The sequence below is a fragment of the Rhizobacter fulvus genome (assembly GCF_964020785.1).
This window is the reverse complement of sequence record NZ_OZ224516.1, coordinates 569,077-592,373: the sequence shown is the minus strand read 5'-3', so window position 1 is coordinate 592,373 and position 23,297 is coordinate 569,077. Positions and strand designations below refer to the sequence as shown.

At 67.0% G+C, this 23,297-nt stretch carries 23 protein-coding genes and 1 tRNA gene; 9 read left to right on the top strand and 15 right to left on the bottom strand.

Translation table 11 applies throughout. The features are described 5' to 3' along the window. Positions 1-48 precede the first annotated feature (48 nt). The 5 genes from ACWH49_RS02880 to ACWH49_RS02860 all read right to left on the bottom strand — a co-directional run bounded on the left by ACWH49_RS02880 (position 49) and on the right by ACWH49_RS02860 (position 4,415). Entirely contained in the window at positions 49-261 is a 213-nt protein-coding gene (locus ACWH49_RS02880; protein WP_251710453.1) for a hypothetical protein, read from the bottom strand. A gap of 289 nt (positions 262-550) precedes the next feature. After that, positions 551-1,405 (bottom strand): phytanoyl-CoA dioxygenase family protein, encoded by an 855-nt coding sequence (locus tag ACWH49_RS02875; protein WP_193781571.1) that lies wholly within the window; start codon positions 1,403-1,405, stop codon positions 551-553. Further along, entirely contained in the window at positions 1,402-2,214 is an 813-nt protein-coding gene (locus ACWH49_RS02870) for a phytanoyl-CoA dioxygenase family protein (protein WP_193781570.1), read from the bottom strand. Before ACWH49_RS02870 ends, ACWH49_RS02875 begins: the two co-directional genes overlap by 4 nt. Before the next feature lie 99 nt (positions 2,215-2,313). Beyond that, positions 2,314-2,946, bottom strand: coding sequence for a GntR family transcriptional regulator (locus ACWH49_RS02865; RefSeq protein WP_051511947.1), 633 nt, complete (start codon positions 2,944-2,946; stop codon positions 2,314-2,316). Between the two features lie 1,106 nt (positions 2,947-4,052). Next, positions 4,053-4,415, bottom strand: coding sequence for a hypothetical protein (locus tag ACWH49_RS02860; protein WP_448170075.1), 363 nt, complete (start codon positions 4,413-4,415; stop codon positions 4,053-4,055). A gap of 105 nt (positions 4,416-4,520) precedes the next feature. Between ACWH49_RS02860 and ACWH49_RS02855 the strand changes: the two genes are divergently transcribed. Continuing rightward, positions 4,521-4,754, top strand: a complete 234-nt coding sequence (locus ACWH49_RS02855) for a helix-turn-helix domain-containing protein (RefSeq protein WP_448170074.1) — start codon at positions 4,521-4,523, stop codon at positions 4,752-4,754. Positions 4,755-4,957: 203 nt separating this feature from the next. On the opposite strand, the gene ACWH49_RS02850 is transcribed toward ACWH49_RS02855, so the two are convergent. Then, positions 4,958-6,427, bottom strand: coding sequence for a site-specific integrase (locus ACWH49_RS02850; RefSeq protein WP_448170073.1), 1,470 nt, complete (start codon positions 6,425-6,427; stop codon positions 4,958-4,960). 313 nt (positions 6,428-6,740) lie between these two features. Next, a tRNA-Ala gene (locus tag ACWH49_RS02845) sits at positions 6,741-6,816 on the bottom strand. Positions 6,817-7,009: 193 nt separating this feature from the next. On the opposite strand from ACWH49_RS02845, the gene ACWH49_RS02840 reads away from it, so the two are divergent. The 5 genes from ACWH49_RS02840 (at position 7,010) to ahpF (ending at position 11,763) form a co-directional block, all read left to right on the top strand. Then, positions 7,010-7,429, top strand: coding sequence for a rubrerythrin family protein (locus ACWH49_RS02840; protein WP_056464529.1), 420 nt, complete (start codon positions 7,010-7,012; stop codon positions 7,427-7,429). A 78-nt stretch (positions 7,430-7,507) separates the two neighbouring features. After that, on the top strand, positions 7,508-8,860 hold the full coding sequence (locus tag ACWH49_RS02835; protein WP_448170072.1) for a (Fe-S)-binding protein: 1,353 nt from the start codon (positions 7,508-7,510) through the stop codon (positions 8,858-8,860). Between the two features lie 8 nt (positions 8,861-8,868). Then, a complete protein-coding gene (locus ACWH49_RS02830) occupies positions 8,869-9,447 on the top strand; it encodes a DUF3501 family protein (protein ID WP_448170071.1) in 579 nt (192 codons plus the stop codon). 145 nt (positions 9,448-9,592) lie between these two features. Further along, the gene (ahpC, locus tag ACWH49_RS02825) at positions 9,593-10,156 is read left to right on the top strand and encodes an alkyl hydroperoxide reductase subunit C (RefSeq protein ID WP_056464526.1); all 564 of its coding nucleotides are present in this window, start codon (positions 9,593-9,595) and stop codon (positions 10,154-10,156) included. A 29-nt stretch (positions 10,157-10,185) separates the two neighbouring features. After that, positions 10,186-11,763 carry an alkyl hydroperoxide reductase subunit F gene (ahpF, locus tag ACWH49_RS02820; RefSeq protein ID WP_448170070.1) on the top strand — a complete coding sequence of 526 codons (1,578 nt, stop codon included), beginning with the start codon at positions 10,186-10,188 and terminating at the stop codon, positions 11,761-11,763. A gap of 6 nt (positions 11,764-11,769) precedes the next feature. On the opposite strand, the gene rarD is transcribed toward ahpF, so the two are convergent. After that, positions 11,770-12,651 carry an EamA family transporter RarD gene (gene rarD / locus ACWH49_RS02815; protein ID WP_448170069.1) on the bottom strand — a complete coding sequence of 294 codons (882 nt, stop codon included), beginning with the start codon at positions 12,649-12,651 and terminating at the stop codon, positions 11,770-11,772. Positions 12,652-12,658: 7 nt separating this feature from the next. Next, on the bottom strand, positions 12,659-14,308 hold the full coding sequence (locus tag ACWH49_RS02810; RefSeq protein ID WP_448170068.1) for a 3-(methylthio)propionyl-CoA ligase: 1,650 nt from the start codon (positions 14,306-14,308) through the stop codon (positions 12,659-12,661). A gap of 300 nt (positions 14,309-14,608) precedes the next feature. Between ACWH49_RS02810 and ACWH49_RS02805 the strand changes: the two genes are divergently transcribed. After that, on the top strand, positions 14,609-15,145 hold the full coding sequence (locus tag ACWH49_RS02805) for a hypothetical protein (RefSeq protein ID WP_448170067.1): 537 nt from the start codon (positions 14,609-14,611) through the stop codon (positions 15,143-15,145). Here ACWH49_RS02805 and ACWH49_RS02800 read toward each other — a convergent pair whose 3' ends face one another. Both ACWH49_RS02800 and ACWH49_RS02795 read right to left on the bottom strand, forming a co-directional pair. Beyond that, positions 15,146-15,535, bottom strand: a complete 390-nt coding sequence (locus tag ACWH49_RS02800) for a YchJ family protein (protein WP_448170066.1) — start codon at positions 15,533-15,535, stop codon at positions 15,146-15,148. It lies immediately after the preceding gene. After that, a complete protein-coding gene (locus tag ACWH49_RS02795; protein WP_448170065.1) occupies positions 15,532-16,476 on the bottom strand; it encodes a bifunctional helix-turn-helix transcriptional regulator/GNAT family N-acetyltransferase in 945 nt (314 codons plus the stop codon). The genes ACWH49_RS02800 and ACWH49_RS02795 overlap by 4 nt, the downstream gene beginning before the upstream one ends. 93 nt (positions 16,477-16,569) lie before the next feature. On the opposite strand from ACWH49_RS02795, the gene imuA reads away from it, so the two are divergent. Continuing rightward, complete coding sequence (imuA, locus tag ACWH49_RS02790) at positions 16,570-17,466, top strand: translesion DNA synthesis-associated protein ImuA (protein WP_448170064.1); 897 nt, start codon at positions 16,570-16,572, stop codon at positions 17,464-17,466. Between the two features lie 66 nt (positions 17,467-17,532). Beyond that, positions 17,533-19,092, top strand: a complete 1,560-nt coding sequence (locus ACWH49_RS02785) for a Y-family DNA polymerase (RefSeq protein ID WP_448170063.1) — start codon at positions 17,533-17,535, stop codon at positions 19,090-19,092. Here the strand turns inward: ACWH49_RS02785 and ACWH49_RS02780 are convergent, their stop codons facing one another. From ACWH49_RS02780 to ACWH49_RS02765, 4 genes are read right to left on the bottom strand one after another with little or no spacing between them, the layout of a single operon-like run. Then, positions 19,093-20,148 carry a VWA domain-containing protein gene (locus ACWH49_RS02780; RefSeq protein WP_448170062.1) on the bottom strand — a complete coding sequence of 352 codons (1,056 nt, stop codon included), beginning with the start codon at positions 20,146-20,148 and terminating at the stop codon, positions 19,093-19,095. Next, positions 20,145-21,149 carry a DUF58 domain-containing protein gene (locus ACWH49_RS02775; protein ID WP_448170061.1) on the bottom strand — a complete coding sequence of 335 codons (1,005 nt, stop codon included), beginning with the start codon at positions 21,147-21,149 and terminating at the stop codon, positions 20,145-20,147. Before ACWH49_RS02775 ends, ACWH49_RS02780 begins: the two co-directional genes overlap by 4 nt. A 21-nt stretch (positions 21,150-21,170) precedes the next feature. After that, the gene (locus tag ACWH49_RS02770; protein ID WP_448170060.1) at positions 21,171-22,172 is read right to left on the bottom strand and encodes an AAA family ATPase; all 1,002 of its coding nucleotides are present in this window, start codon (positions 22,170-22,172) and stop codon (positions 21,171-21,173) included. Between the two features lie 24 nt (positions 22,173-22,196). Next, positions 22,197-23,216 carry a S1C family serine protease gene (locus tag ACWH49_RS02765; protein ID WP_448170059.1) on the bottom strand — a complete coding sequence of 340 codons (1,020 nt, stop codon included), beginning with the start codon at positions 23,214-23,216 and terminating at the stop codon, positions 22,197-22,199. Positions 23,217-23,297: the final 81 nt, after the last annotated feature.

Here is a 23,297-nt window from a genome sequence, read left to right as displayed (position 1 = left end):
ACGCGCCGGCGACACCTCGTCGGCCCACCACAGCTCGAGCACAAACTCCTAGGTGATCTTGCGCGTGGCCGGCGAGATGCGGACGCAGGATTGCGGAAAAAAGCCTGGGTGCCCCGAGAGCGCCAGCGAACGCTGCAGATCGGCCAGCCAGCCGGGCTCGATGTAGAGCGCCAGAACCAGCGTGCGCTGGCCCTGCGGGGCCGGGTACTCGTAGGCATGGTGTTCCCAGGCGTTGACGAGCACGGCCGAGTCGTCGGCCAATGGCGCGCGCTCGCCGCGCACGCTGACCGCACCGTCGGCCCCACCCGCCTAGATCAGGATGTGGCAGTGGTGATGGGCATGGCCGACCGGAGTGCGTCCATGTCCAGCAGCGCCACACGGCCGAAGCGCCCCTGGAATATCTTTACGGCGGAAGACACCGCGACGAAGCGTCGGGCTCTAGGTGAATGGTGTCTTGCGGCATAGCGTTCAAGCGGATTCGGCCAATAGGGTCAATACGTGCCGGCGATTCGACTGGCGCTGGCGGCAGTGGCCCGATGCGCGCGTGCGTTCAACTCGCCGCTGGCGCGTCCTGCAGTGTGTAGATGCCGGAGTACCCGGCCGAGAAGTCGGGCGGCAATTCGATGGAACCAGCCTCGACGCGGGCGAAGCGCGATGGCTCACCATGCACCATGCGGTTGCGATGGATGCTGTCGATCACCGGCGCGGTGTAGGCGAAGGCGTCGGCCGCGGCGTACTGGATGATCCACGTCGTTCGCATCGTCTCCGACCGGTTGGGCGCGGAGCCGTGCACCACGAGTCCGTGATGGGCCACGATGTCACCCGGATCGAGCTCGCTGTCGACGGCGCGGGAGACCTCCTCCGGAGTCGTCTGCGCGTTGCAGTTCAGCAGGTAGCGACCGCCGTCCCAGTGGCTGCGCGGGCCTTGCCGGTGCGTGCCGGGAATCGTGCGCAAGCAGCCGTTCAAGCGCCGCGACGGGTTCAACGGCAGGCTGATGGCCACCAGGTTGGTGTTGGTGTGCGGGAACACCGACCAGTCCTGATGCCAGCCGATCTCGGCCCCGCCGTGCGGAAGCTTGAAGTTGATCTTCGAGTGATAGAACTTCACCGGACCGCCGATCAAGGCAGCGGCAATGCCGCCAAGCACCTCGCCGAAGGCAAGCTCGACGTAGACCTCGTCGAGCTCGGTCGGGCTGGCGATGCGGCGGATGCGCGGCGCATCCGGGCTGTGCCCCGGCTCCAGGTCGTAGTGCCGGGTCCCGGCCACGAGCCCGCGCCCGGCCTCTCGCAGCCGATCGGTCGTCGCGATCAGGCGCTGCAGCGCCGTTGACTCGACGACGTTGCGCAGTTCGAGGTAGCCGGTCTCGCGATAGTGCGCGATGGCGTCGGACGACGGGATCGTCATGCCGTCTCCCGTGCAGGTTGAGTGGTGATCTTGTCGCTGCCCATCTGCAGGGGCGCTACGTTCGTCGAGCGCACGTAGTCGGGCCGCGGTGCAGGCACGGCCTCGGGCTTGTTCGCGACAGTGTTGTAGACGATATAGACCTGCCAACGGTCGTGCCGGCTGAGATTGTGGCCCGAGGCATGGAGGAGATTGGGATGGAAGAAGACCACCGTACCCGGCTTGCCGACGATCGGGACCGGCTCGGCGCTGCGCTGCATGATCTCGAGCAGCGTCGGCTTGGGCACGACGAAGAACTTGTAGCCGGTGCTTTCGTCGAACTCGGGTTCGAGGTTGCCGACCCGGTGCGAGCCCGGAATGAAGTAGAGGCAGCCGCCGATCTCGGTAGGCTCGTCGAGCATGAGGAGCGCGGTCGTCAGGTTCGCCTCGGGCACGCCGTCGCGCCGCCACGTCCCGTAGTCCTGGTGCCAAGCCCACACCGAGCCATCGATGGCGGTCTTCAGGTTGCATTTGGTGTGGTAGACGTAGAGCGACTCGTCGCCGAGCAGTTGCCGGGCCGGGGCGAGCAGCCGAGGGGCGCGCGCGGCGGCGTGGAACGGCGGTGAGGCGGTTGGCCCGTCCGCCTCGTGGACGCGGTAGATCGTCTTGGCCACGCCGCCGACACGTTCGCGCACGAGGTGGTCGGTGTCGATGCCTTGCAGCCGCTGGAGTTCGGCCTTCATGGCCGCGACTTCCGCCGGCGCCAGCAGTTCGGGCAGGACGATGAAGCCGTCGCGGCGGTAGCGCGCGAGTTGGTCGGTTGAGAGTTGCATGGATGGTTGCCTTGAATGACGCCGGAACTATGGCACAGCACTGGCATGCCAGTCAAGTTCCAGAACAATCCTCCCCGCTCGTCACAGGGTCGATCGGCGTCACGGCGCGACCGTGCTGCGCGAGAAGCTGTCCAGGTCGTCGATCAGGGCGTCGCTGGCCGCTACCGCCGCAGCTTCGACGCCGGAGGCGAGCGCCTCGGCCAGGCTCACATGGAGCTGCATCGTGCGTTCCGTGCCGGGCCACACCGCCTGGTGGAAGAACCAGAAGCGCCGCGAGACCGCGTGCAGCGCGGCGACAGACTGGGCGGCGATCTCGTTGCGGGCCGCGTGCGCCGCCATCGCATTCATTTCGGCATCGCACTGCAGGAAATCGGCCACCGCGCCGGCCTTCACGGCCCTGGCCATTTGCCGGGCAATCGTCGCCATGCGCTGGCGCTCGGCGACCGTGGCCCGGCGCGCGGCAAGGCGGGCGATCAGTCGGTCCAGCTCGCGACGCGTCTCCAGCACCAGCAGCTGCCGGCGAAGATCGATCTGGGTGACCACGACCCCGCGACGCGGCAGAATCTGCACGAGGTGCTCGCGCGACAGGCGCTGTAACGCTTCCCGAATCGGTGTCGTGCCGATTCCGATGAGTGCGCTGAGGCTTGCCTCCGAGACCACGCTGCCCGGCGCCAGCTGCAGCGTGACGATGAGTTCCTCGAGGCGCTGGTAGGCCTTCTCGTTAAGCGTCAAGCCCCAATCGCCGGGCGCCGCCGCGCCTTCGTCGCTGAGCGATGCTGGCGCTGTATTCCTGGTGGGAGCGCCGGGGGTACGGCCACGATGGCTCGCTGGCAAGTTGGTTTTTCGCATGAGCAGGCGAAGTGTACGAGCCGCCGCCGGACCGTCGAAGATCTCACCTGCTTTTCTGCGCCGCGAGGGGCGCACATCTCCGTGTGTTCGCCTCGCGACGCTCCCGGCGTACGGTGCCTGTTTTGCCGCGAAACTGCGCGCCCACGTTCTTCAAAGTTCTCCGTTCGCGAACCTTGGCTGGTAGGCGTCTCGGTCGTGTGAATCGCAGCAATCATTACGGAAAGTGCGCGAAGATCTTTAGCCGTGATTCGTCGCTTGGCCACAGCGAGCCCTCGCCTAGCGCTGCTGGTGATCGTTCTGGGTGAGCGTGTTCTTGCCGGCCAGCCTGTGGGCGCCGAGCCTTGCGCCCGTTGAAGGGCACAAGTTGTTAATCGCACATTCCTGGGTGTGCTCGAAGTCAGGAGCTCACCTGACGGTATGACATCGGCTGCCCGAAAGCGGTCGTCGACGGGTGGCCGCATCTGGCCGGGTCGAGCCGATGGCGGCCCCAGACTCAGCGCCGGAAACCTGTCGTTCATGCGCTCGACGCGGTTGCGCCCGGGTGCGCGAGGCGACCGGCCGTTTGTGGCCGGTTGTTTGAGTCCGCCAACGACCGCTGTGGGGATGCACAACTTGACCCGCCCGGGCTAAGCCTTCAGGCAGCTTCAGAGCGAGCCGTCTGACCGCTATGGGCGACAGCAAATGTTGGCTTCGGAAAACAGCGGTCATTCAAGCGCTGGAGTCGATAAGCTCAACACATGTGGTCGGTACCGACGACTGCTGTGCCTTGAAACCTGCCGGTCATTCCACGTCCGGCAAGGTTTTTGAACGTCAAGTAAGTGGGCAGCACTTGCCGAACGACCACTCGATCGACAGACCGCAATCGCTGCAGATCGGCCGCAGGTATCTCGATGAAGTCCTGAGGCCAGGCTAATGGCCGCTCCGACCACAGTCGTGAGCCAATTCACGTTTCGACGAGTTCAGGCCCCTTACTCGGGGGGACAAGCCGGTCAGCAGCCTCGGTAACAATAGTTTACGAATCCGCACCGACAATCAAACCTGGGACGGCGCTTCTCGTAGTCCGAATCCCAATCCTCTTGCCGGTCAATGCATACCCGCTTTGCACACGCGCGCTCGTATGCCAAATCGTAGCCGCGGGCGGCAAACCACGCGCACTGATCTGCTTGAAACTGGATACCGAGTGAGCCCGCTGCTTCGCTCCGCGTAAGAAGCAGCACGAAATACTCCAAATCTGTTCGCGACCGAAACTGCTCATCCGTTGGCACGAAGCCGCTACGAAACGCTTTTAGCAGCACGCCGAGCCGCTCCGATGTCGTCAAGTCGTCGTCTAGCCGGATCGGCAGTTCATCCATGGTTGGGCCCTTCTAAGCAGACCCATTCTAAAACAAAAGCTACGCAAAGAGTGTCTACATAAACGCTGTAGACGCAAAAGATTGGGCCCGTGAAGCTCTGTTGCTATGGAGCCACAAGCAAACGAGGTCGAATCTGCACGCCAGCGGCTTGCTAGGCGCCTCCGCGCGGAGCGCGCAAAGATCGGAATCTCGCAAGAAGAACTGGCCGATCGAGCGCACATTCACAGAACTTTTGTGGGCTCCGTCGAACGAGCCGAGCGTAACGTTTCGATCGACAACATCGAAAGGCTCGCTGTCGCCCTTGACTTGGACATCGCACAGTTGCTGGCGTCAGCCTAAGTGGGTCGTCGGCGAATTGGAGTCTCAGAACTCAACCGTAGTTCATCGCCGCACGCCAGTCCGGTCGTACTTCTGGTGCCCGCATCTCAAGTCGGCCCTATCTGCGATCGGCATGAACGCCGCTACGAGAGCCAGGATCGGCTAGCGAATCCCGAATCAGTGAGAGCTCTGTGTGGCATCTCGAATGCTCAGCGGCCCGTGCCTTAAGTTTGCGGAACCCGTTGATCGGTCAGCTTGCGAAGATGTTGGCGCTTCGCAGTTCGAACCTTGGCCCATTCCGCAACCTCGATTCCAAAATCTAGTCGACACAGCGCTTCGTACACGAGTCGCAAAGGGAGGGTCCTACCCTCGCTGTTCTTGTTGTAGAACCTAGCGCGAATCGTACGCACGCTGTGCCCAAGAAAGCGATCTATGAGCGTGCCCTCCAGGCCTTTCCCTTCGAGCGCTTGAGAGATCGTCGATCGGAAGCTGTGAAAGACCTTCCGTTTGGGCTGGTACACAGCTACGCCTTTGGTGAGACGCGGAAAGTCACGAGTTGGATAGTGCCCGAAGCCAGACTTGGGGTACCACGGGAGATCGAACATCCAACCTGACTCGATTTGCGTTCGTTCCGCAACGTAGTCAAGTAGCCCTAGTCGGATCAAATCCGGATGGAGCGGCAGCATGCGACGCCCGGCAAATGTTTTCACTCGTTGCGCTGGCCCCGCATCGACGCGCTGGCCCTTTTTGTTCAACTTCGATGAAGTGACGACGACACACCAAATTCCGTCGAGCACCTTGAAATCGCGCGCCCGAAGCTGAGCTGCTTCACCAATCCGCAGCCCGGCATAGAGCCCTAAAAGAGCGATCCAGTACCTCGACGCGTTTCCCGCGGCGTAGGCAACGAACGCTGGACCGACGAAAAGGCGATTTAACTCGTCGAGCGTAAATGCGACGTAACCGGGAACGTGCTCGTCGTCTTCGTCGTCTGGACTGAGCGCTTGCATCTCAGCGCGTCCGCGACCCTCCGGCCTTGCGTCTTCAAGCGCCGCCGCAAGGCGAGCAGCAACAGGACGGGGCAACTCGTCGCGCTTGGTCGCCCACTGCAAGAACGGGAGGATGTATCCGAAATTCTTAAGTGCGTTGTTGCGGCTCTGTGCCTCGCCGCCGTCGGAGAGGATTTGCCGCGCATCCGCGTGATTGCGGCGCCCGCGGCGATCAGGGAACGCCCAGAACGTGCTAACGAACTGATCGATTGCCTCCGGAGTGATGTCTCCGACCCGGATGTCCCAGCGGCTCGTTTGATCGAAATCGCTGATCTTCTTGTCGACACTGATCAGTTCTCTAAACACGGACAGCGGAGGTGCGTATGTGTACGTGATCGTGTTTGAGTTCAGGTTCTTGTTGTGCTTGACCTCTTTCAGGTAATGCTCGATGACGTCGCTTAGCCAGCGACCAGCCGCGATCCCGTCGATCGGTGCCGGCGGCGGCAACGTCCCGCCAAGGACCGCATCACGCATAGTGGCCGAAGGCAAGGTGACGCCGGCCTGCAGCGTAGCGAGGAGCGCATGTAGTAGCTTGAGTGTCTCCGGCGGATCGTGGGGATGAGTCTCTAGGTGCGTGAGACGACCGCTCGTCGGATCACACCTGATCATCATCGGCGCTATGCGCGGGGGTTCGAAAAAGTCGTTCATGTCCAAGTCCCTTAAATCGGAATACTTGGTAAAGAAGTCTAGGAGGAATTTTCGGCAAAACGCCTCGGCGACCCTCCGAACGGCCGTCCGAGTTGAGCGTTTCAGCTCCGCCGGAAGCTCGGGATGCTGAGCGCGAACGCGCCCTGGTACGACGATTCGGGCATACCAGATGCCGTGCCGGCTCTTGAACAGATGAGGAGCTTGAAGGTTCATTGCCGACGCAAGATTTGGATCACCGAGTTGGATCACCTCGATGAACGTGCGGCACCGGCAAGAAAAAAGGCCTTAAGAATCAAGGCCTTGAAGAGGAAAGTGGTGGAGAGGAGGAGGATCGAACTCCCGACCTTCGCATTGCGAACGCGACGCTCTCCCAGCTGAGCTACCCCCCCACTTCGCCGCGTAGTCTAGCAAAAAGATCGCCCGGAGAGGGCGACGTTGCCGCGCGGCATAGCGGCGATCAATGCAGTCCCATTGGCGGTTTGTATTGGCAGATGGGGCGCGGTGGGGTAGCGTGCACTTTGCCGCCTGCCGGCAGCACGGGCGCTGCGGCGGCCGACGCAGATCATTCACCAGGAGACCGACATGGGCTTGAAAGGATCGAAGACCGAGCAGAACCTGAAGGACGCCTTCGCGGGCGAATCGCAGGCGAACCGCCGCTACCTCTACTTCGCGAACAAGGCGGACATCGAGGGCCAGAACGATGTCGCGGCGCTGTTCCGCTCGACGGCCGAGGGTGAGACCGGCCACGCGCACGGTCACCTCGAGTTCCTCGAGGCCGTGGGCGACCCGGCCACCGGCCTGCCGATCGGCTCGAGCCGGCAGAACCTGGCCGCCGCCGTCGCCGGTGAGACGCACGAGTACACCGACATGTACCCGGGCATGGCCAAGAGCGCGCGCGACGAGGGCTTCGACGAGATCGCCGACTGGTTCGAGACCTTGGCGAAGGCCGAGCGCTCGCACGCCAACCGCTACCAGAAGGCGCTCGACGCGCTGGTCGACTGACGGGTCGCCGGAACGCGTATACACAAGGGGCTTCGCGCCCCTTGTTCATTGCAGCCTCGTTTCCTGGAGACACGCCGGATGAGCAATCGCGAGGGCAACCTGGAGGCGCCGACCCGCCACCCGATCGACTGGCAGAACCCCGAGTTCTACGAGCAGACGGCGTGCGAGACGGAGATGGCGCGCATCTTCGACATCTGCCACGGTTGCCGTCGCTGCGTGAGCCTGTGCCAGTCGTTTCCGACGCTGTTCGGCCTGGTCGACGGGACGGCCGACGGCGAGGTTCACGGCGTCGCGAAGAGCGACTTCTGGCGCGTTGTCGACCAGTGCTACCTGTGCGACCTCTGCTACATGACCAAGTGCCCTTACGTGCCGCCGCACCCGTGGAACCTGGACTTCCCGCACACCATGCTGCGCGCGAAGGCGATCAAGTTCCGCAACGGCGAGGTCAGTGCGGGCGAAAAGCTGCTGGCGTCGACCGACACCCACGGCCAGTTCGCCGGCATCCCGGTGGTCGTGCAGGCGGTCAACGCGTTGAACAAGACGAAGGCGGTGCGCAAGGTGCTCGACAGCGCGCTGCACGTGCACCCGGACGCCTGGCTGCCGGAACTGGCGACGAAGCGTTTCCGCTGGAGCGCGGACCGGGGCGATGCGGCGGCCCCGGTGACCAACGGCGAGCGCACGCCAGGCAAGGTCGTGATCTTCTCGACCTGCTACGTCAACTACAACGAGCCTGGCATCGGCTTCGACCTGATCAAGCTGCTGCAGCACAACGCCATCCCCTACACGATCGTCGAGAAGGAGAGCTGCTGCGGCATGCCCAAGCTCGAGCTCGGTGACCTGGACGGCGTCGCGAAGCACAAGGCCGCCAACATCCCGGTGCTCGCGAAGTACGCGCGCGACGGATTCGCGATCCTGTCGGCGATTCCCTCCTGCACGCTGATGTTCAAGCAGGAGTTGCCGCTGATGTTCCCCGGGGACACCGACGTCGCGGCGGTGCAGGAGGCGATGTTCGACCCGTTCGAGTACCTGATGGCGCGCCACAAGGACGGTCTGCTGAAGCTCGACTTCAAGGCCGCGCTGGGCAAGGTGAGCTACCACATCCCCTGCCATGGCCGGGTGCAGAAGATCGGCCGGAAGACCGAGGAGGTCTTCAAGCTGATCGGCCAGACCGTGTCGGTGCAGCTCAACACCGTCGAGCGCTGCTCGGGCCATGCAGGCACCTACGGCGTGAAGACCGCGTTCCATGCCAACGCGATGAAAATCGGCAAGCCGGTGTTCAAGGCGATGGCGAACGATGCACCCGACTACATCAGCTCCGACTGCGCGCTCGCCGGCCACCACATCGCGCAGGGCATGGCGGTGAATGCGCTGCCCGCCGCGAAGCTGGCGCACCCGATCAGCCTGATGCGCATCGCCTACGGCTTGAATTGAACACGACCATGACGATCACCAAGGACAGCCTGCAGACGCTCGAGGCCTACGCGAAAATCCGCAAGTCGGCGCGGGCCGAGTTCATCGCGCACCGCCAGTTGCGGACCGTGCGTCTCGGCGAGCACCTGAGCGTTCAGTTCGAGGACGAGCGGACGATCCGCCGCCAGATCCAGGAGATGCTGCACATCGAGAAGATCTTCGAGGAGGAGGGCATCCAGAGCGAGATCGATGCCTATGCCCCGCTCGTGCCCGACGGTTCGAACTGGAAGGCGACCGTGTTGATCGAGTACCCCGACCCACACGAGCGCAAGCGCGAGCTGGCGCGGCTGATCGGCATCGAGGACCGGCTGTTCGTCGAGGTCGAGGGCCACCCCCGGGTCTACGCGATCGCCGACGAAGACCTGGACCGCGAGAACGCGGAGAAGACCTCGGCGGTTCATTTCGTGCGCTTCGAGTTCGCCAAGGCGGCGCGCGATGCGGTGCGGGCCGGCGCGAGTGTCAAGCTCGGGTGCGACCACACCCATTACCCCGCGCACACGGTCATCGCAGCGGAGACGCTGGCGAGCCTGGCGGGCGATCTGACCTAGCGAGTCGCGCGAGTTGCCAGCGAGCCGGCCGCGCGCCGGCTTTTGCTTATGCAATCAATAGTCAAACTCAATGAAAAGGCATTGATAAATAGCTTAGCATTAACCCTGTTCCGTACCCCATCCCACTCTCCAGAAGGAAGTCAGCATGTCCATCATCAACACCACCGTTCAGCCGTTCAAGGTCCAGGCCTTCAAGAATGGCAAGTTCATCGAAGTCACCGAGCAGAGCCTGAAGGGCAAGTGGTCGGTGTTCGTGTTCATGCCCGCCGCGTTCACCTTCAACTGCCCGACCGAAGTCGAAGACGCAGCCGACAACTATCCCGAGTTCCAGAAGCTTGAGGCCGAGGTCTACATCGTCACGACCGACTCGCACTTTGCGCACAAGGTGTGGCACGAGACCTCGCCGGCTGTCGGCAAGGCCAAGTTCCCGCTGATCGGCGATCCGACCCACGCGCTGACGAACATGTTCGGCGTGCACATTCCCGAAGACGGCATGGCGCTGCGCGGCACCTTCCTGATCAACCCGGAAGGCGTGATCAAGACCGCCGAAGTGCACGACAACGCGATCGCGCGTGACATGAAGGAAACGCTGCGCAAGCTGAAGGCCGCGCAATACGTCGCCGCGCACCCGGGCCAGGTCTGCCCGGCGAAGTGGAACGACGGTGCCGCGACGATCACCCCGTCGCTGGACCTCGTCGGCAAGATCTAAGTCCGTACCGAAATCGAAGGAGCTTCACGATGTTGGACGCAAGCCTGAAAGCGCAATTGGGGGCCTACCTCGAACGCGTGAAGCTGCCTTTCGAGATCACCGCGTCGCTGGACGACAGCGCCGCCGCCCAGGAGATGCATGGCCTGTTGCAGGACATCGTCTCGCTGTGCGACAAGATCACCCTCAGGACCGACGGCACGGATGCCCGCAAGCCGTCGTTCTCGCTCAACCGTGTCGGCGAAGCGCCGCGCATCCGGTTCGCGGCGATCCCGATGGGGCATGAGTTCACCTCGCTGGTGCTGGCGCTGCTGCAGGTTGGCGGCCACCCGCCCAAGATCGGGGCCGAGCTGATCGAGCAGATCAGGAATCTCGATGCCGACTTCCGCTTCGAGACCTACATGTCCCTCACCTGCCACAACTGCCCGGACGTGGTGCAGGCGCTCAACCTGATGGCGGTGCTCAACCCGCGCATCACCAGCGTCGTGATCGATGGCGGACTGTTCCAGCAGGAAGTCGAAGACCGCCAGATCCTGGCCGTGCCGATGGTGTTCCTGAACGGCGAGCACTTTGGCCAAGGCCGGATGGACGTCGAAGAGATCGTCAAGAAGCTCGACATCGGCGCTGCGACCCGCGACGCCGCCAAGCTGAACGCGAAGGAAGCGTACGACGTGCTGATCGTCGGCGGTGGCCCTGCGGGCGCAGCGGCGGCCGTTTACGCCGCGCGCAAGGGCATCCGCACCGGCATGCTGGCCGAGCGCATGGGCGGGCAGACGATGGACACGATGAGCATCGAGAACTTCATCTCGGTGCTGGAGACCGACGGGCCGAAGTTCGCCGCGGCGCTGGAGCAGCACGCGAAGCAGTACGACGTGGAGATCCTCAACCTGCAGCGCGCCGAGAAGCTGATCCCGGCATCGGAGCCGGGCGGACTGGTCGGCGTGCAACTCGCGAACGGCGCGACGCTGAAGAGCCGCACCGTGATCCTGTCGACTGGCGCACGCTGGCGCGAGGTCAACGTGCCCGGTGAGCAGGAGTACCGCAACAAGGGCGTGGCCTACTGCCCGCACTGCGACGGGCCGCTGTTCAAGGGCAAGCGCGTGGCGGTGATCGGCGGCGGCAACTCCGGCGTCGAGGCGGCGATCGACCTCGCCGGCATCGTCGGCCATGTCACGCTGCTGGAGTTCGGCGATGCCCTGCGCGCCGACGCGGTGCTGGTCGCCAAGCTGAAGAGCCTGAAGAACATCGACATCCACACCCAGGCACAGACCACCGAGATCACCGGTGCCGAGGGCAAGGTCAACGGCCTGACCTACACCGACCGCGCGAGCGGCGAGTCGAAGCGCGTCGAGCTCGAAGGCGTGTTCGTCCAGATCGGCCTGGTACCGAACTCGGAGTGGCTGAAGGGCACGCTGGAGCTGTCGCCCCACGGCGAGGTCGTCGTCGGCAACCGCGGCCAGACCTCGCTGCCGGGCGTGTTCGCCGCGGGCGACGTGACGACCGTGCCGTTCAAGCAGATCATCATCGCGACCGGCGACGGCGCGAAGGCCGCGCTCGGCGCGTTCGATCACCTGATCCGCAGCGCGGTGCCTGAAGCCGCCGCAGCCTGATGCGCGTCAGGCGGGCGCCGGCGCGGGCCGGCTGACCCGCCAGCCGTCGAACGTGTAGATCACCAGCGCGAGCCAGATGCAGGCGAAGCCGATCAGGCGCGCGCCACCGAACGGTTCACCAAACGCCCACACACCGACCGCGAGCTGGATCGTCGGGCCGATGTACTGCAGCAGGCCCAGCGCCGTCATCGACAGCCGGCGCGCGCCCGCCGCGAACAGCAGCAGCGGCACCGCGGTGATGGGGCCGAGCGCGATCAGCCAGACGTTGGTCGCGAGCGCGTCCGCCGGAAACAGGCCCGTCCCGGCGCGCGCCCAGTAGAGCAGCGCGGCCAGCGCCAGCGGCCCCAGCACGATCGTCTCCAGCGTCAGTCCTTCCAGCGGCCCGAGCGCCGCGACCTTGCGCAGCAGCCCGTAGCACGCGAAGGTGATGCCGAGCACCAGCGCGATCCACGGCAACTTGCCGGTCTGCAGTGTGAGCCACGCGACGCCGAATGCGGCGATCCCGAGCGCGATCCACTGCACCCGGCGCGGGCGCTCCTTGAGCAACGTGTAGCCCAGCAGCACGTTGAACAGCGGCGTGATGAAGTACCCCAGGCTCGCGTCGATCACGTGGTCGTTGTTGACCGACCAGATGTAGGTCAACCAGTTCGCCGCGATCAGCAGCGCGCTGGCCGTGAAGGCGACCAGCACCTTGGGTTGGCGCTGCACCTGCGGGAACCAACCCCACTGGCGCCGCAGCGTCAGCACGCCGGCCAGGAACAGCATGCACCAGACAATGCGGTGCGCCAGCACCTCGCCCGGCGGGATGCCGGTGACGAGTCGGAAGTAGAGCGGGAACAGCCCCCACCAGACGAAGGCGAGGGCCGCGCTGAGGGCGCCGAGGTGCAAACCGGGATCAGTCCTTCTTCGCCGCCAGCAGCGCGTCGCCGAACTGCTCGCGCAGCCGGTTCTTCAGCATCTTGCCGGTCGCACCGAGCGGGATCGCGTCGACGAAGACCACGTCGTCCGGCGTCCACCACTTGGCGATGCGGCCCTCGAAGAACGCGAGCAGCTCGTCGCGGGTCAACTCCGCGCCCGGCTTCTTGACGACGACCAGCAGCGGCCGCTCGTCCCACTTGGCGTGCTTGGCGGCGATGCAGGCGGCCATCGCGACCTTGGGGTTCGCCATCGCGATGTTCTCGAGGTCGATCGAGCCGATCCACTCGCCGCCGGACTTGATGACGTCCTTGCTGCGGTCGGTGATGTGCATGTAGCCGTCGGCGTCGATGGTCGCCACGTCGCCGGTCGGGAACCAGCCGCGGCCCTGCGCGTCCATCACCAGCGGGTTGCCGCCTTCGCCCTTGAAGTATTCGTTCAGGATCCACGGCCCGCGCACCAGCAGTTCGCCGGACTGCTTGCCGTCCCACGGCAGCTCCTCGCCGTTCTCGCCGACGATCTTCATGTCCACGCCGTAGACCGCGCGGCCCTGGGTGCTCTGCACCGCCATGCGCTCCTCCGAGCTCATGCCGACGTGCTTGCCCTTGATGACGGCCGCGGTGCCGACCGGGCTCATCTCGGTCATGCCCCAAGCGTGCAGCACGCCGACGTTGTAGACCTCCTCGAACGCCTTCATCATCGCCGGGGGGCAGGCCGAGCCGCCGATCACGGTGCGGCGCATCGTCGAGAACTTCAGGCCGTTGGATTCGACATACGCCAGCAGCCCTTGCCAGACGGTGGGCACGCCGGCCGAGATCGTGACCTTCTCGGTCTCGAACAGTTCGTACAGCGATTTGCCGTCCAGCCCGGCGCCCGGGAAGACCAGCTTCGCGCCCATCATGCAGGCGGCGTACGGCAGGCCCCAGGCGTTGACGTGGAACATCGGCACGACCGGCAGGATGACGTCGCGGGCCGAGACGTTCAGCGCGTCGGGCAGCGCGATGCCGAAGGTGTGCAGCACCGTCGAGCGGTGGCTGTACAGCACGCCCTTGGGGTTGCCGGTGGTGCCGCTGGTGTAGCACAGCGACGAGGCGGTGTTCTCGTCGAAGGTGGGCCACGCGAAGGCGTCGCTGCTGGCGTCGACCAGGTCCTCGAAGCAGAGCAGATTCGGGATCTTCGATTCCTTGGGCATGTGCGCCCGGTCGGTCATCGCGACGAAGGTCTTGACCGTCTTGACGCGCCCGGCGACGGCCTCGACCAGCGGCAGGAAGGTCATGTCGAAGAACAGGACCTGGTCCTCGGCGTGGTCGGCGATGTAGACGACGTGGTCGGGGTGCAACCGCGGGTTCAGCGTGTGCAGCACCGCGCCGGAGCCGCTGACCGCGTAGTACAGCTCCATGTGGCGGTAGCCGTTCCAGGCCAGCGTGGCGACGCGCTCGCCGGGCTGGACGCCCAGCTTCGCGAGTGCGTTCGCCATGCGGCGGGAGCGGGCCGCCAAGTCGCGGTAGGTGTAGCGGTGGATGTCGCCCTCGGTGCGCCGGGAGACCACTTCCTGTTCGCCGTGGTGCCGCTCGGCGTGGATCAGCAGCGAGGAAATCAGCAGCGGCTGCGCCATCATCAAACCGTTCATTGACCTTGTCTCCGTGGGTGTTCGAAAGCCAGTTATCCGATCAATTGTGACGCAGCGTCGCGGCTTCGCGATCGGGGCCGCCCCGTAGGATACGAACGGCAGGGCTTGGCGGACGTCCCGGATCGCCGACACACTGTCGTGCGCAGTTCACAGAAGCGACTTCGAACGTGGGGGCGACCCCCAGGCGAGGGATGTCTTGTCACACACGGCGATCGAAAATTGCGGCATGCGTCGAGCCCGTTGTCGCGGGTTCCGCTGCTTTACCGGTGTGGCGACGCTGCCGCCCGGCCAGGAATCGCCATGCCACAGACCTACACCGTTGGAGCCCGTTCGCTGTTTGTTACCGTCACCGCCTGGCTGTTCATCGTGCTGGCGGTGCTGACCAGCATGTCGGCGCTGGTGCAGAACGCCGCGGTGGCGTCGCTGTGGCCGGGCATGCAGGTCGCCGCCGGCCGCCTGCCGCTGCTCACCGGATTGCTGATCGGCTACCTGCCGTGGGTGGTGGGTACCGGGCTGGTGATGTCGGTGGCGACGCTCGCCTCGGCGATCGGCCTGCTGATGCGCCTGGACTGGGCGCGGCGCAGCTTCATCGGGCTGCTGGTCGTCGCGATCTTCGCGAACCTGCTCGGCCTGTGGCTGCAGCAGGAGGTGGTCCAGTCGGTCGTCAGCACCACGCTGAGCAGCGCCGCGATCCCGCAGCAGGCGCTCGGGGTGTTCGGCGGCTTCGTCACCGCGGCGCGGGTGATGGCGGTGCTGATGACGTTGGTCGGCTGCGCGTTCCTGGGCTGGATCATTCACCGGCTGATGTCCGCGACCGTGCGGCAGGAATTTGCCTGATCACGGCGTGCGGCCGTCGACGTAGTACCAGCGACCGTCCTCGCGCACGAAGCGGCTGAGTTCGTGGAGCCGCTCGGCGCGCCCGCCGAGCTTGTGGCGGGCGACGAATTCGACGGTCGCGTGGTCGGCGTCGAGCGGCGTGTGGCGCCTGACCTCCAGTCCCAGCCATATCATCCCGGGCGGATTCGGCGCCAGCGTGGTCGGACGCGTTTCGGGGTGCCAGGTGGCCAGCAGGTAGCCGAGTTCGTCGCGCACGAACGCCGTGTAACGCGATCGCATCAACGCCTCGGCATCCGGCGCCCGCAGATGCTGCGGGCCGGCGTGGTAGCGGCCGCAACACGCGGCGTACGGCCGCGCATCGGCCGGCGTTCGGCACGGGCAGGTCGTCACAACACCAGCTCCCAGGTTTCGCCGACCAGGTCGTGGCCGAAGCTGTGGTGCGGCTCGCTGTGCGTCAGCACGTAGCCGGCCTTCGCGTAGATGCCGCGGGCGGCGAGCAGGCTCGCGTTGGTCCACAGCATGATCTTGCGGTAGCCGGCGCGGCGGGCGAACTGCGTGCACTCGTCGACCAGGCGTTTGCCCAGGCCGAGCCCGCGGGCCGAGGGCTCGATCAGCAGCATGCGCAACTGGGCGGTGCCGTCTATCGGGATGGCGTCGGCGTCGGTCCGCGCCTGCACCAGGAAGACGCTGCCGACCGGTAAGCCGTCGCGCTCGGCGATCCAGCAGGCTTCGCGCGCCGGGTCGAAGCGGTCGATGAAGTCCGCGGCGATGCGCGCGACCAGCGCCTCGAAGCGCATGTCCCAGCCGTACTCGCCGGCATACAGCGCGCCGTGGCGCGAGACGACCCAGCCGATGTCGCCGGCGCGGTGCGGGCGCAGCGTGCAGGGCGACGCGCCGCGTTCCTCAGGGCTGGCGAGCAGGCGCTCGATGCCGGTCATCGACGCCAGCAGATGCTGCTGTTGGGTCTCGTCGAGCGCGGCCAGCAGGGCGGCCACGTCTTGCCGGGATCGGGTGTCGAGCGGTGCAAACGCCCGCCGGCCGGCGGGCGTCAGGCTCAGGTGCTGCTGGCGCCCGTCGTCGGTCGAGCGGGTGCTGCGGATCAGGCCGCGCGTCTTGAAGGCGGTGAGCAGGCGGCTCAGGTAGCCGGGGTCCAGTTCGAGCGTGCGCGAAAGTTCGGTGGCAGTCAGGTCGTCGCGGTGCGCCAGTTCCCACAGCAGGCGCGATTCGGTCAGTGTGAAGCTTGAGTCGAGCAGGCCTTCGTGCAACACCCCGATGCGGCGGGTGTAGAAGCGGTTGAAGCGGCGGATGGTGTCGATGCGGGCGTCGGGCATGAACCGATTCTTTCGCAGATGATTGCCAAAAGCAATTAGTTTGAGGGTCCGAGGCGCTTGCGCTGAGTACTGTATGAACGTACAGTCTTTCGCATGGACTCGCTGCCTCTGTTCGCCGACTTGCCGCCTTTGCGGGGCGCGAGCGCTGCGCGGGCGCTGTACCGACCGGGGGCCGACGTGGCGAGCATGCCGGTGCCGGTGCCGGTGCCGGTGCCCGTGCCGGCACCTGCCAGGCCCGAACTCCGCCCCGAGAGCCTGCACCCCAGCCTGTGGCTAGGGCACCAATTGGCGCGCCATGCCGAGGCCGCCGTCCCGACCGGTTTTGCCGCGCTCGACGCCCAGTTGCCGGGTGCCGGCTGGCCGCGCCGCGCGCTCAGCGAGGTGCTGCTGCCGCACCCGGGCGTCGGCGAGATCCGGCTGCTCGCGCCCAGCCTCGTCGCCACCCAGAAGGCGGGCCGGCTGGTGATGCTGTTCGATCCGCCAGCCGATCTGTCCGCGGTGGCGTTCGAGCGGCTCGGCTTCGCCGTCGAGGACCTGCTGATCATCCACACCCGGGCGCGCGTCGTACCGGGCTCGGACAGCCTGTGGGCGCTCGAGCAGGCGCTCAAGAGCGGCCATGTCGGCGCGGTGCTGGCATGGCTGCCGCCGCGCTTGCGGGCCGAGCGGCTGCGCCGCCTGCAGCTCGCCGCCCATGCCCACGACGGCCCGGCCTTCGTGCTGTGCGAGATGAGCGCGGCGCAACGTCCTACCGCCGCACCGTTGCGGCTGGCGCTGCGCCCGGCGGCGGCCGACGTGCTCTCGGTGCGCGTGCTCAAGCGTCGCGGCCCGCTGCTCGAGCGTCCGCTGCTGCTCGAGCTGCCGCCGGTGCGGCCGCTGACCACGCCGCGGCAGGCCCCCGCTCATGCCGACGCCACCGCGCATGCCACCGCCGGGGCGCCCGCGCGTTCCGGTCTGTCGGCCGCGACCTTCGTCAACCTCGCGGTCGGTTGAGCGCGATGCCGGCGGCCCGCCCGTGCACGCGACGCTCCTCCATTCCTCCGTCGTCCGGCCTGCACCGTGCTCTGGATCGCCCTGCACCTGCCGGCGTTGTCGCTCGAATCGTTCGCGGCCACGCTGCCGCACGACGCCGCGCGCCCGCCGCCGCTGGCGCTGCTCGATGGGCATGCGATCAGCGCCGCCAACGCCGCCGCACGCGCACTCGGCGTCAAGCCCGGGCTGAAGCGCGCCACCGCGCTGGCGCTGGCGCCGCACATCACGCTCGGCCAGGCCGATCCGCAGCGTGATGCGCAGGCGCTGACCGCGGTCGCGCACGCCGCGCTCGCGTTCACGCCCACCGTGGTGATCCAGCCGCCGAGCGAGGCCGCGCCGGACGACACGCCCCACACCGTGCTGCTCGAGGTGCAGGCCAGCCTGCGCTACTTCGGCGGCCTGCCGGTGCTGCTGAAGCGGCTGCACCAGGCCCTCGCGCCGCTCGGCCACCGCGTCAACAGCGTCAGCGCCTGCACAGCGCTCGGGGCGGCACTGCTCGCGCGGGTCCAGACCCGGCTGGATTGCGGCGATCTGGCGGCCACGCAAAAGGCGCTCGACCGGGCGCCGGTCTGGCTGCTCGGCCCCGGCCGCATCCACTGGGAGGCGCTGCAGGGCATGGGCCTGCGCACCATCGCCGACCTGCGCGCCGTGCCGCGCGACGGCCTGGCGCGCCGCTTCGGCGAGGTCGTGCTCGGAGAACTCGACCGCGCGCTGGGCACCCGGCCCGACCCGCGCGAGGCCGTCGTGCTGCCCGCCACCTTCGAGAGCCGGCTCGAACTCTGCGCCCGGGCCGACACCACCGAGCAGCTGCTGCACGGCGCCAGCGTGCTGCTGGCGCGGCTGGTGGCGTGGCTGTCGGCGCGGCATGCATTCGTGCGCCGCTTCACCTTGCGGATGGCGCACGAGCGGCGCTCGCGGCGCGACGAGTCGGGCGTCACGTCCACTGCCCTCGACATCGCGCTGGCCGAACCCTCGCGCGATCCGGTGCACCTGCAGGTGCTGCTGCGCGAACGCCTGGCCTCACTGCAACTGCCGGCACCGACGCTCGACCTGTCGCTGCATGCCGACGACATCGCCCAGCGTGCACCGCCGAACACCGAGCTGTTCCCCACGCCGGCCGCCGAGCACGAGGGGCTGACGCGGCTGATCGAGCGCTTGCAGGCGCGCCTCGGCCGCGACCAGATCCGCCGGCTCGTGCCGCTGCCCGATCACCGCCCCGAGCGCGCCACCACCACCTGCAGCGCCGACGCGCGTATCCGCCCGGCGCGCGCCCGCGGCGGCGCGGCGCTGGCGACCGCGCCCATGCTGAGCTTGCACGCCGTGCGGCCGGTGTGGCTGCTGCAGCGCCCCGAACCGTTGCGCGAGCGCGAGCACCAGGGCGACCGCGAGCCGCTGGTCGATGGCCAGCCGCTGCAACTGGTGAGCGGCCCCGAGCGCATCGAGTCCGGCTGGTGGGACGGCGAGCGCATCGAGCGCGACTACTTCATCGCCGAGCTGCCGGACGGCGCGCTGGTGTGGGTCTACTGTTCGCGCGTACCGCTCGGGCAGGCCGAGCCGCGCTGGTTTTTGCAGGGGCGGTTCGGCTGATCAGGCCACCCGCCCGAACCACCACACCGACAACCCGGCGGCAAGCACCACCAGCAATGCGCCCGCCGCCGCGAACAGCGCGCTGATCTCGGTCTCTTTCTTCTCGACGATCAACCGGGTCGACAGCCCCTGGTAGACCTGCTTCAGGTCGGCCGCGGTGCCGGCGTAGTAGTAGTCGGCGCGCGTCATGTTCGAGATGTTCTTCAGCGTGTCCTCGTCGAGCCGCACCCGCATCGACCAGCCCTCGAAACCGATGGTCTCGCCCTCCTTGGTGCCGATGCCGACCGTGTAGACGCGCACGCCGCGGTCGGCGGCCATCTTCGCGGCTTCCACGGGATCCGGGCCGGTGGTGCGCTGGCCGTCGGTCAGCAGGATGATCGCGGCCGAGCCGTACGAGCCGGGCTGCACCGGCGTGAACACCGGCTTGGGCTTGTCGCCCGGGGCCGGCGGCATTTCGCGCTGGCCGGTGATCTGCGAGAGGTCGATGCCGGCGTCCGGGAACAGCGTGGCCAGCGACAGCACGATGCCGCTGCCGATCGCGGTGCCGCGCTGCAGCTGGAAGCGCTCGATCGCGGCGACCACGTCCTCCCGGCTCAGCGTCGGCGCCTGCACCACCGCGGCGGTGCCGGCGAACTGCACGACGGCGATGCGCACGGTGCGCGGCAGGTCCGCCACGAACGCCTTGGCGGCCTCCTTCGCGGCGGTCATGCGGTCGGGCTGGACGTCGGTCGCGCGCATGCTGCCGGAGACGTCGATCGCCAGCACGATGGTCTTCTCGGCGGTCGGCAGCGTGATCACCGCGGCGGGCCGGCCCGCGGCGATCAGCAGCGCCGTGATCGCGGTCAGCAGCAGCGCCGGCGGCAGGTGACGGCGCCATGCGACGCTCTTGCCCATCGCCTCCTTGACCAGGCCCAGGCTGGCGTAGCGCAGCGACGACTTCTTGCGCCGGCGCAGCAGCCAGACATAGAGCAGCACCAGCAACGGCACAGCGATCAGGCCCCAGAGCATCTCGGGCCAGAGGAAGGTCACCGGCAGCTTGAAAGGCAGGTCGTTCATGTGGGCGCTCCTGCCCAGGACGAGAGATGCGCCGCCGCCTGCCCGGCGCGCCCGGTGCGGCCGCTCCAGTTGGCGAGCCGGTTGCGCTGCTTGCGCAGATCGGCGAAGCGCAGGATCGCATCCATCAGGTTGTCGTCGGTCGCGAGTTCGAGCGTGTCGACGCCGGCGCGCGCCAGGCCTTCACGCAGCGCGGCCTCGCGCTTCTCGGCGGCGGCGGCGAAGCGCGTGCGGAAACCGCGGTCGTGGGTGTCGACGACGAGCTGCTCGCCGCTCTCGGCATCGCGCATCGTGACCAGGCCGATGTCCGGGAGTTCCATCTCGAGCGGGTCGTACAGGCGCACGGCGGTCACCTCGTGGCGCATCGCCAGTTGCCCGAGCGCCTTGTCCCAGCCCGGTGCGCTGATGAAATCGGAAACGACGAAGATGCTGCTGCGCCGCTTGACGACGCCCTGCGCCGCGACGAGCAGATCGCGCAGGTTGGTGGCACCGGCCGCCGTCTGCTCGGGCCGCTGGCCCATGCGCTGCAGCAGGTTCAGGACGTGAAGGCGGCCGTTGCCGGCGGGTAGCACCGTGTCGACCTCGGTGCCGTAGAGCAGGGCGCCGACGCGGTTGCCGTGGCGCGTGAGCAGCCGCGCCAGCACGCCGACGAACTCGCGCGCGACCTCCCGCTTGGTCAGCTGGTCGGAACCAAAATCGACGCTCGCGCTCAGGTCGACGAGGAACCACGCCGTCAGCTCGCGATCTTCGGTGAACTGCCGCACGTAGGGCTGCTGCAGGCGCGCGGTGACGTTCCAGTCGATGTGGCGGACGTCGTCGTGGTGCTGGTACTCGCGCAGGTCGGCCAGGTCCAGGCCGGCGCCACGGAACAACGTGCGGTAGTCGCCCTGCAGCAGGCCGTCCAGGCGGCGGATGACCGTCCACTCGAGGTGACGCAGCAGCGCGTCGGCACTTCGGGTGCGCGAGCCAGCGGCAGCGGTGGTTGGCGGGACGGCGGCGTTCATGGCGACGAAGGGTTGCGCCGCTCAGGCTGCGGAGGTGGCCAGCGGCTTGTCGGGCACCGGGATCTTCTTCATGACCTTCTGCACGATCGCGTCGGCGGTCAGGCCGTCGGCGAGTGCCTCGTACGACAGCACCAGGCGGTGGCGGAACACGTCGCCGACCAGGCCGGTCATGTCTTCGGGCAGCGCGTAGCCACGCCCGCGCATGAAGGCCAGCGCGCGTGCACCTTCGATCAGTCCGATGGTGGCGCGCGGGCTGGCGCCGTAGGTCAGGTACTTGGCGATGTCGCCGAGTTCGTAGCGGTCCGGCCGGCGCGTGGCGCTGACCAGCTTCACCGCGTACTGCATCAGTGACGGGTCGACATACACCTTGCGGCACTCCTGCTGCAGTTCCGCGAGCTGTCCCATGCTGGCGACGGCCGTGACCGCGGTAGCGGCGCCGGTGACGCGCTGCGCGATCACGAACTCCTCTTCCTCGCTCGGGTAGTCGACCAGCACCTTCATCATGAAGCGGTCGACCTGCGCCTCGGGCAGCGGGTAGGTGCCTTCGGTCTCGATCGGGTTCTGGGTCGCCATCACGAGGAAGGGTTCGGGCACCTTGTGCGTTTCGCCGGCGATCGTGACCTGTCGCTCCTGCATCACCTCGAGCAGCGCGCTCTGCACCTTCGCGGGGGCGCGGTTGATCTCGTCGGCCAGCAGCAGGTGGGTGAACACCGGGCCGAGCGAGGTCGAGAACTCGCCGGTGCGCGGGTTGAACACGCGCGTGCCGACCAGGTCGGCCGGCACCAGGTCGGGCGTGAACTGGATGCGCTTGAACGTGCCGCGCAGCGTCTGCGCGAGCGTCTTCACCGTCAGCGTCTTCGCCAGGCCGGGTACGCCCTCGACCAGCAGGTGGCCCTGGGCCAGCACCGCGACCATCACGCGCTCCAGGAAGTGATCCTGCCCGACGACGACGCGCTTGACCTCGTACAGGATCTGCTCCATCAGCGTGGAGGCGTGTGTCGCGCTGTTGAGGTTGTCGTTCATGCGTTGGCTCTCGTGAAGGTCGGGTCAGAACGGCGGCATGCCGACGGCTGCGGCGGCGTTCTCGATCGGCACGGCAAAACCGATGCCGATGAAGGTGCGCTGCTGCGACGGGTTCAGGATCGCGGTGACGATGCCGACGACCTCGCCGTCCATCGTCACCAGGGGACCGCCGGAATTGCCCGGGTTGGCGGCCGCGTCGAACTGGATCAGGTTGGTCATCGTGTGCTTGCCCTCCGGCGAGCGGAACTCGCGCTTCAGGCCGGAGACGATGCCGGACGATGCCGACGGCCCGATGCCGAACGGGAACCCCACCGCCAGCACATGGTCCCCCGGCGAGAGGTCCGCGGTGCTGCGCAGCGTCGCCGCGGCGAGATCGTCCGGGATCGTCTTGGCGCGCAGCACCGCGAGGTCGTTCTGCGGCTGGGTGCTCAGGACCATGGCATCGGATTCGGTGCCGTCCATGAAGGTGACCTTGATCCGCCGCGCCCCGTTGACGACGTGCAGGTTGGTCAGGATCGTGCCGTTGTCGATGATCACGACGCCGGTGCCGATGCCGCGCTCCACTGGGTTGCGCAGCTTCGCCGCTTCCTTGTTGTCCTTGGCGCGCGCGGACTTGGCGCTCTTCTCGTCCTTGGAAGGCTCGTTGGCCTCCTCGCGGTCGCTGCCGTCGTCGCCCTCGGTCATCAGGCCGACCACGCGCACCACCGAGGGCAGGATCGCGTCGTAGGCGGCGGATACCGGGGAGGGCAGCGGCTTTTCCTCGATCGACTTGCGCATCGCCGCGTCGATCTGGGCGATCGTCAGCGCGGGCGGTCGCGGCGTGATCGAGGTGGTCAGCGCGACGCCCGCGGCGATCAGCAGCAGCACCGCGCCGCCCCACACCCGGCGTTCGTTGCGCAGCACGAAGGCCTTCAAACGGTGACGTCTTGTCACAGTCCCTGACGCGGGTGCCGCGGTGGCGGGTTCGGCGGCCGGCGCCGGCACGCCCGGGTCGGCAGTTCGAGCAACGGGGCGCGAGCGGCTGTAAAGCGGTGCCTTCTTCATCGTCAGGTTCCCGAGTGAAACGTCCGATCCGATGCCTGCGCGGTGAGAACCAGACGCAGCAAGAAGCAGGCCTCGTCTATC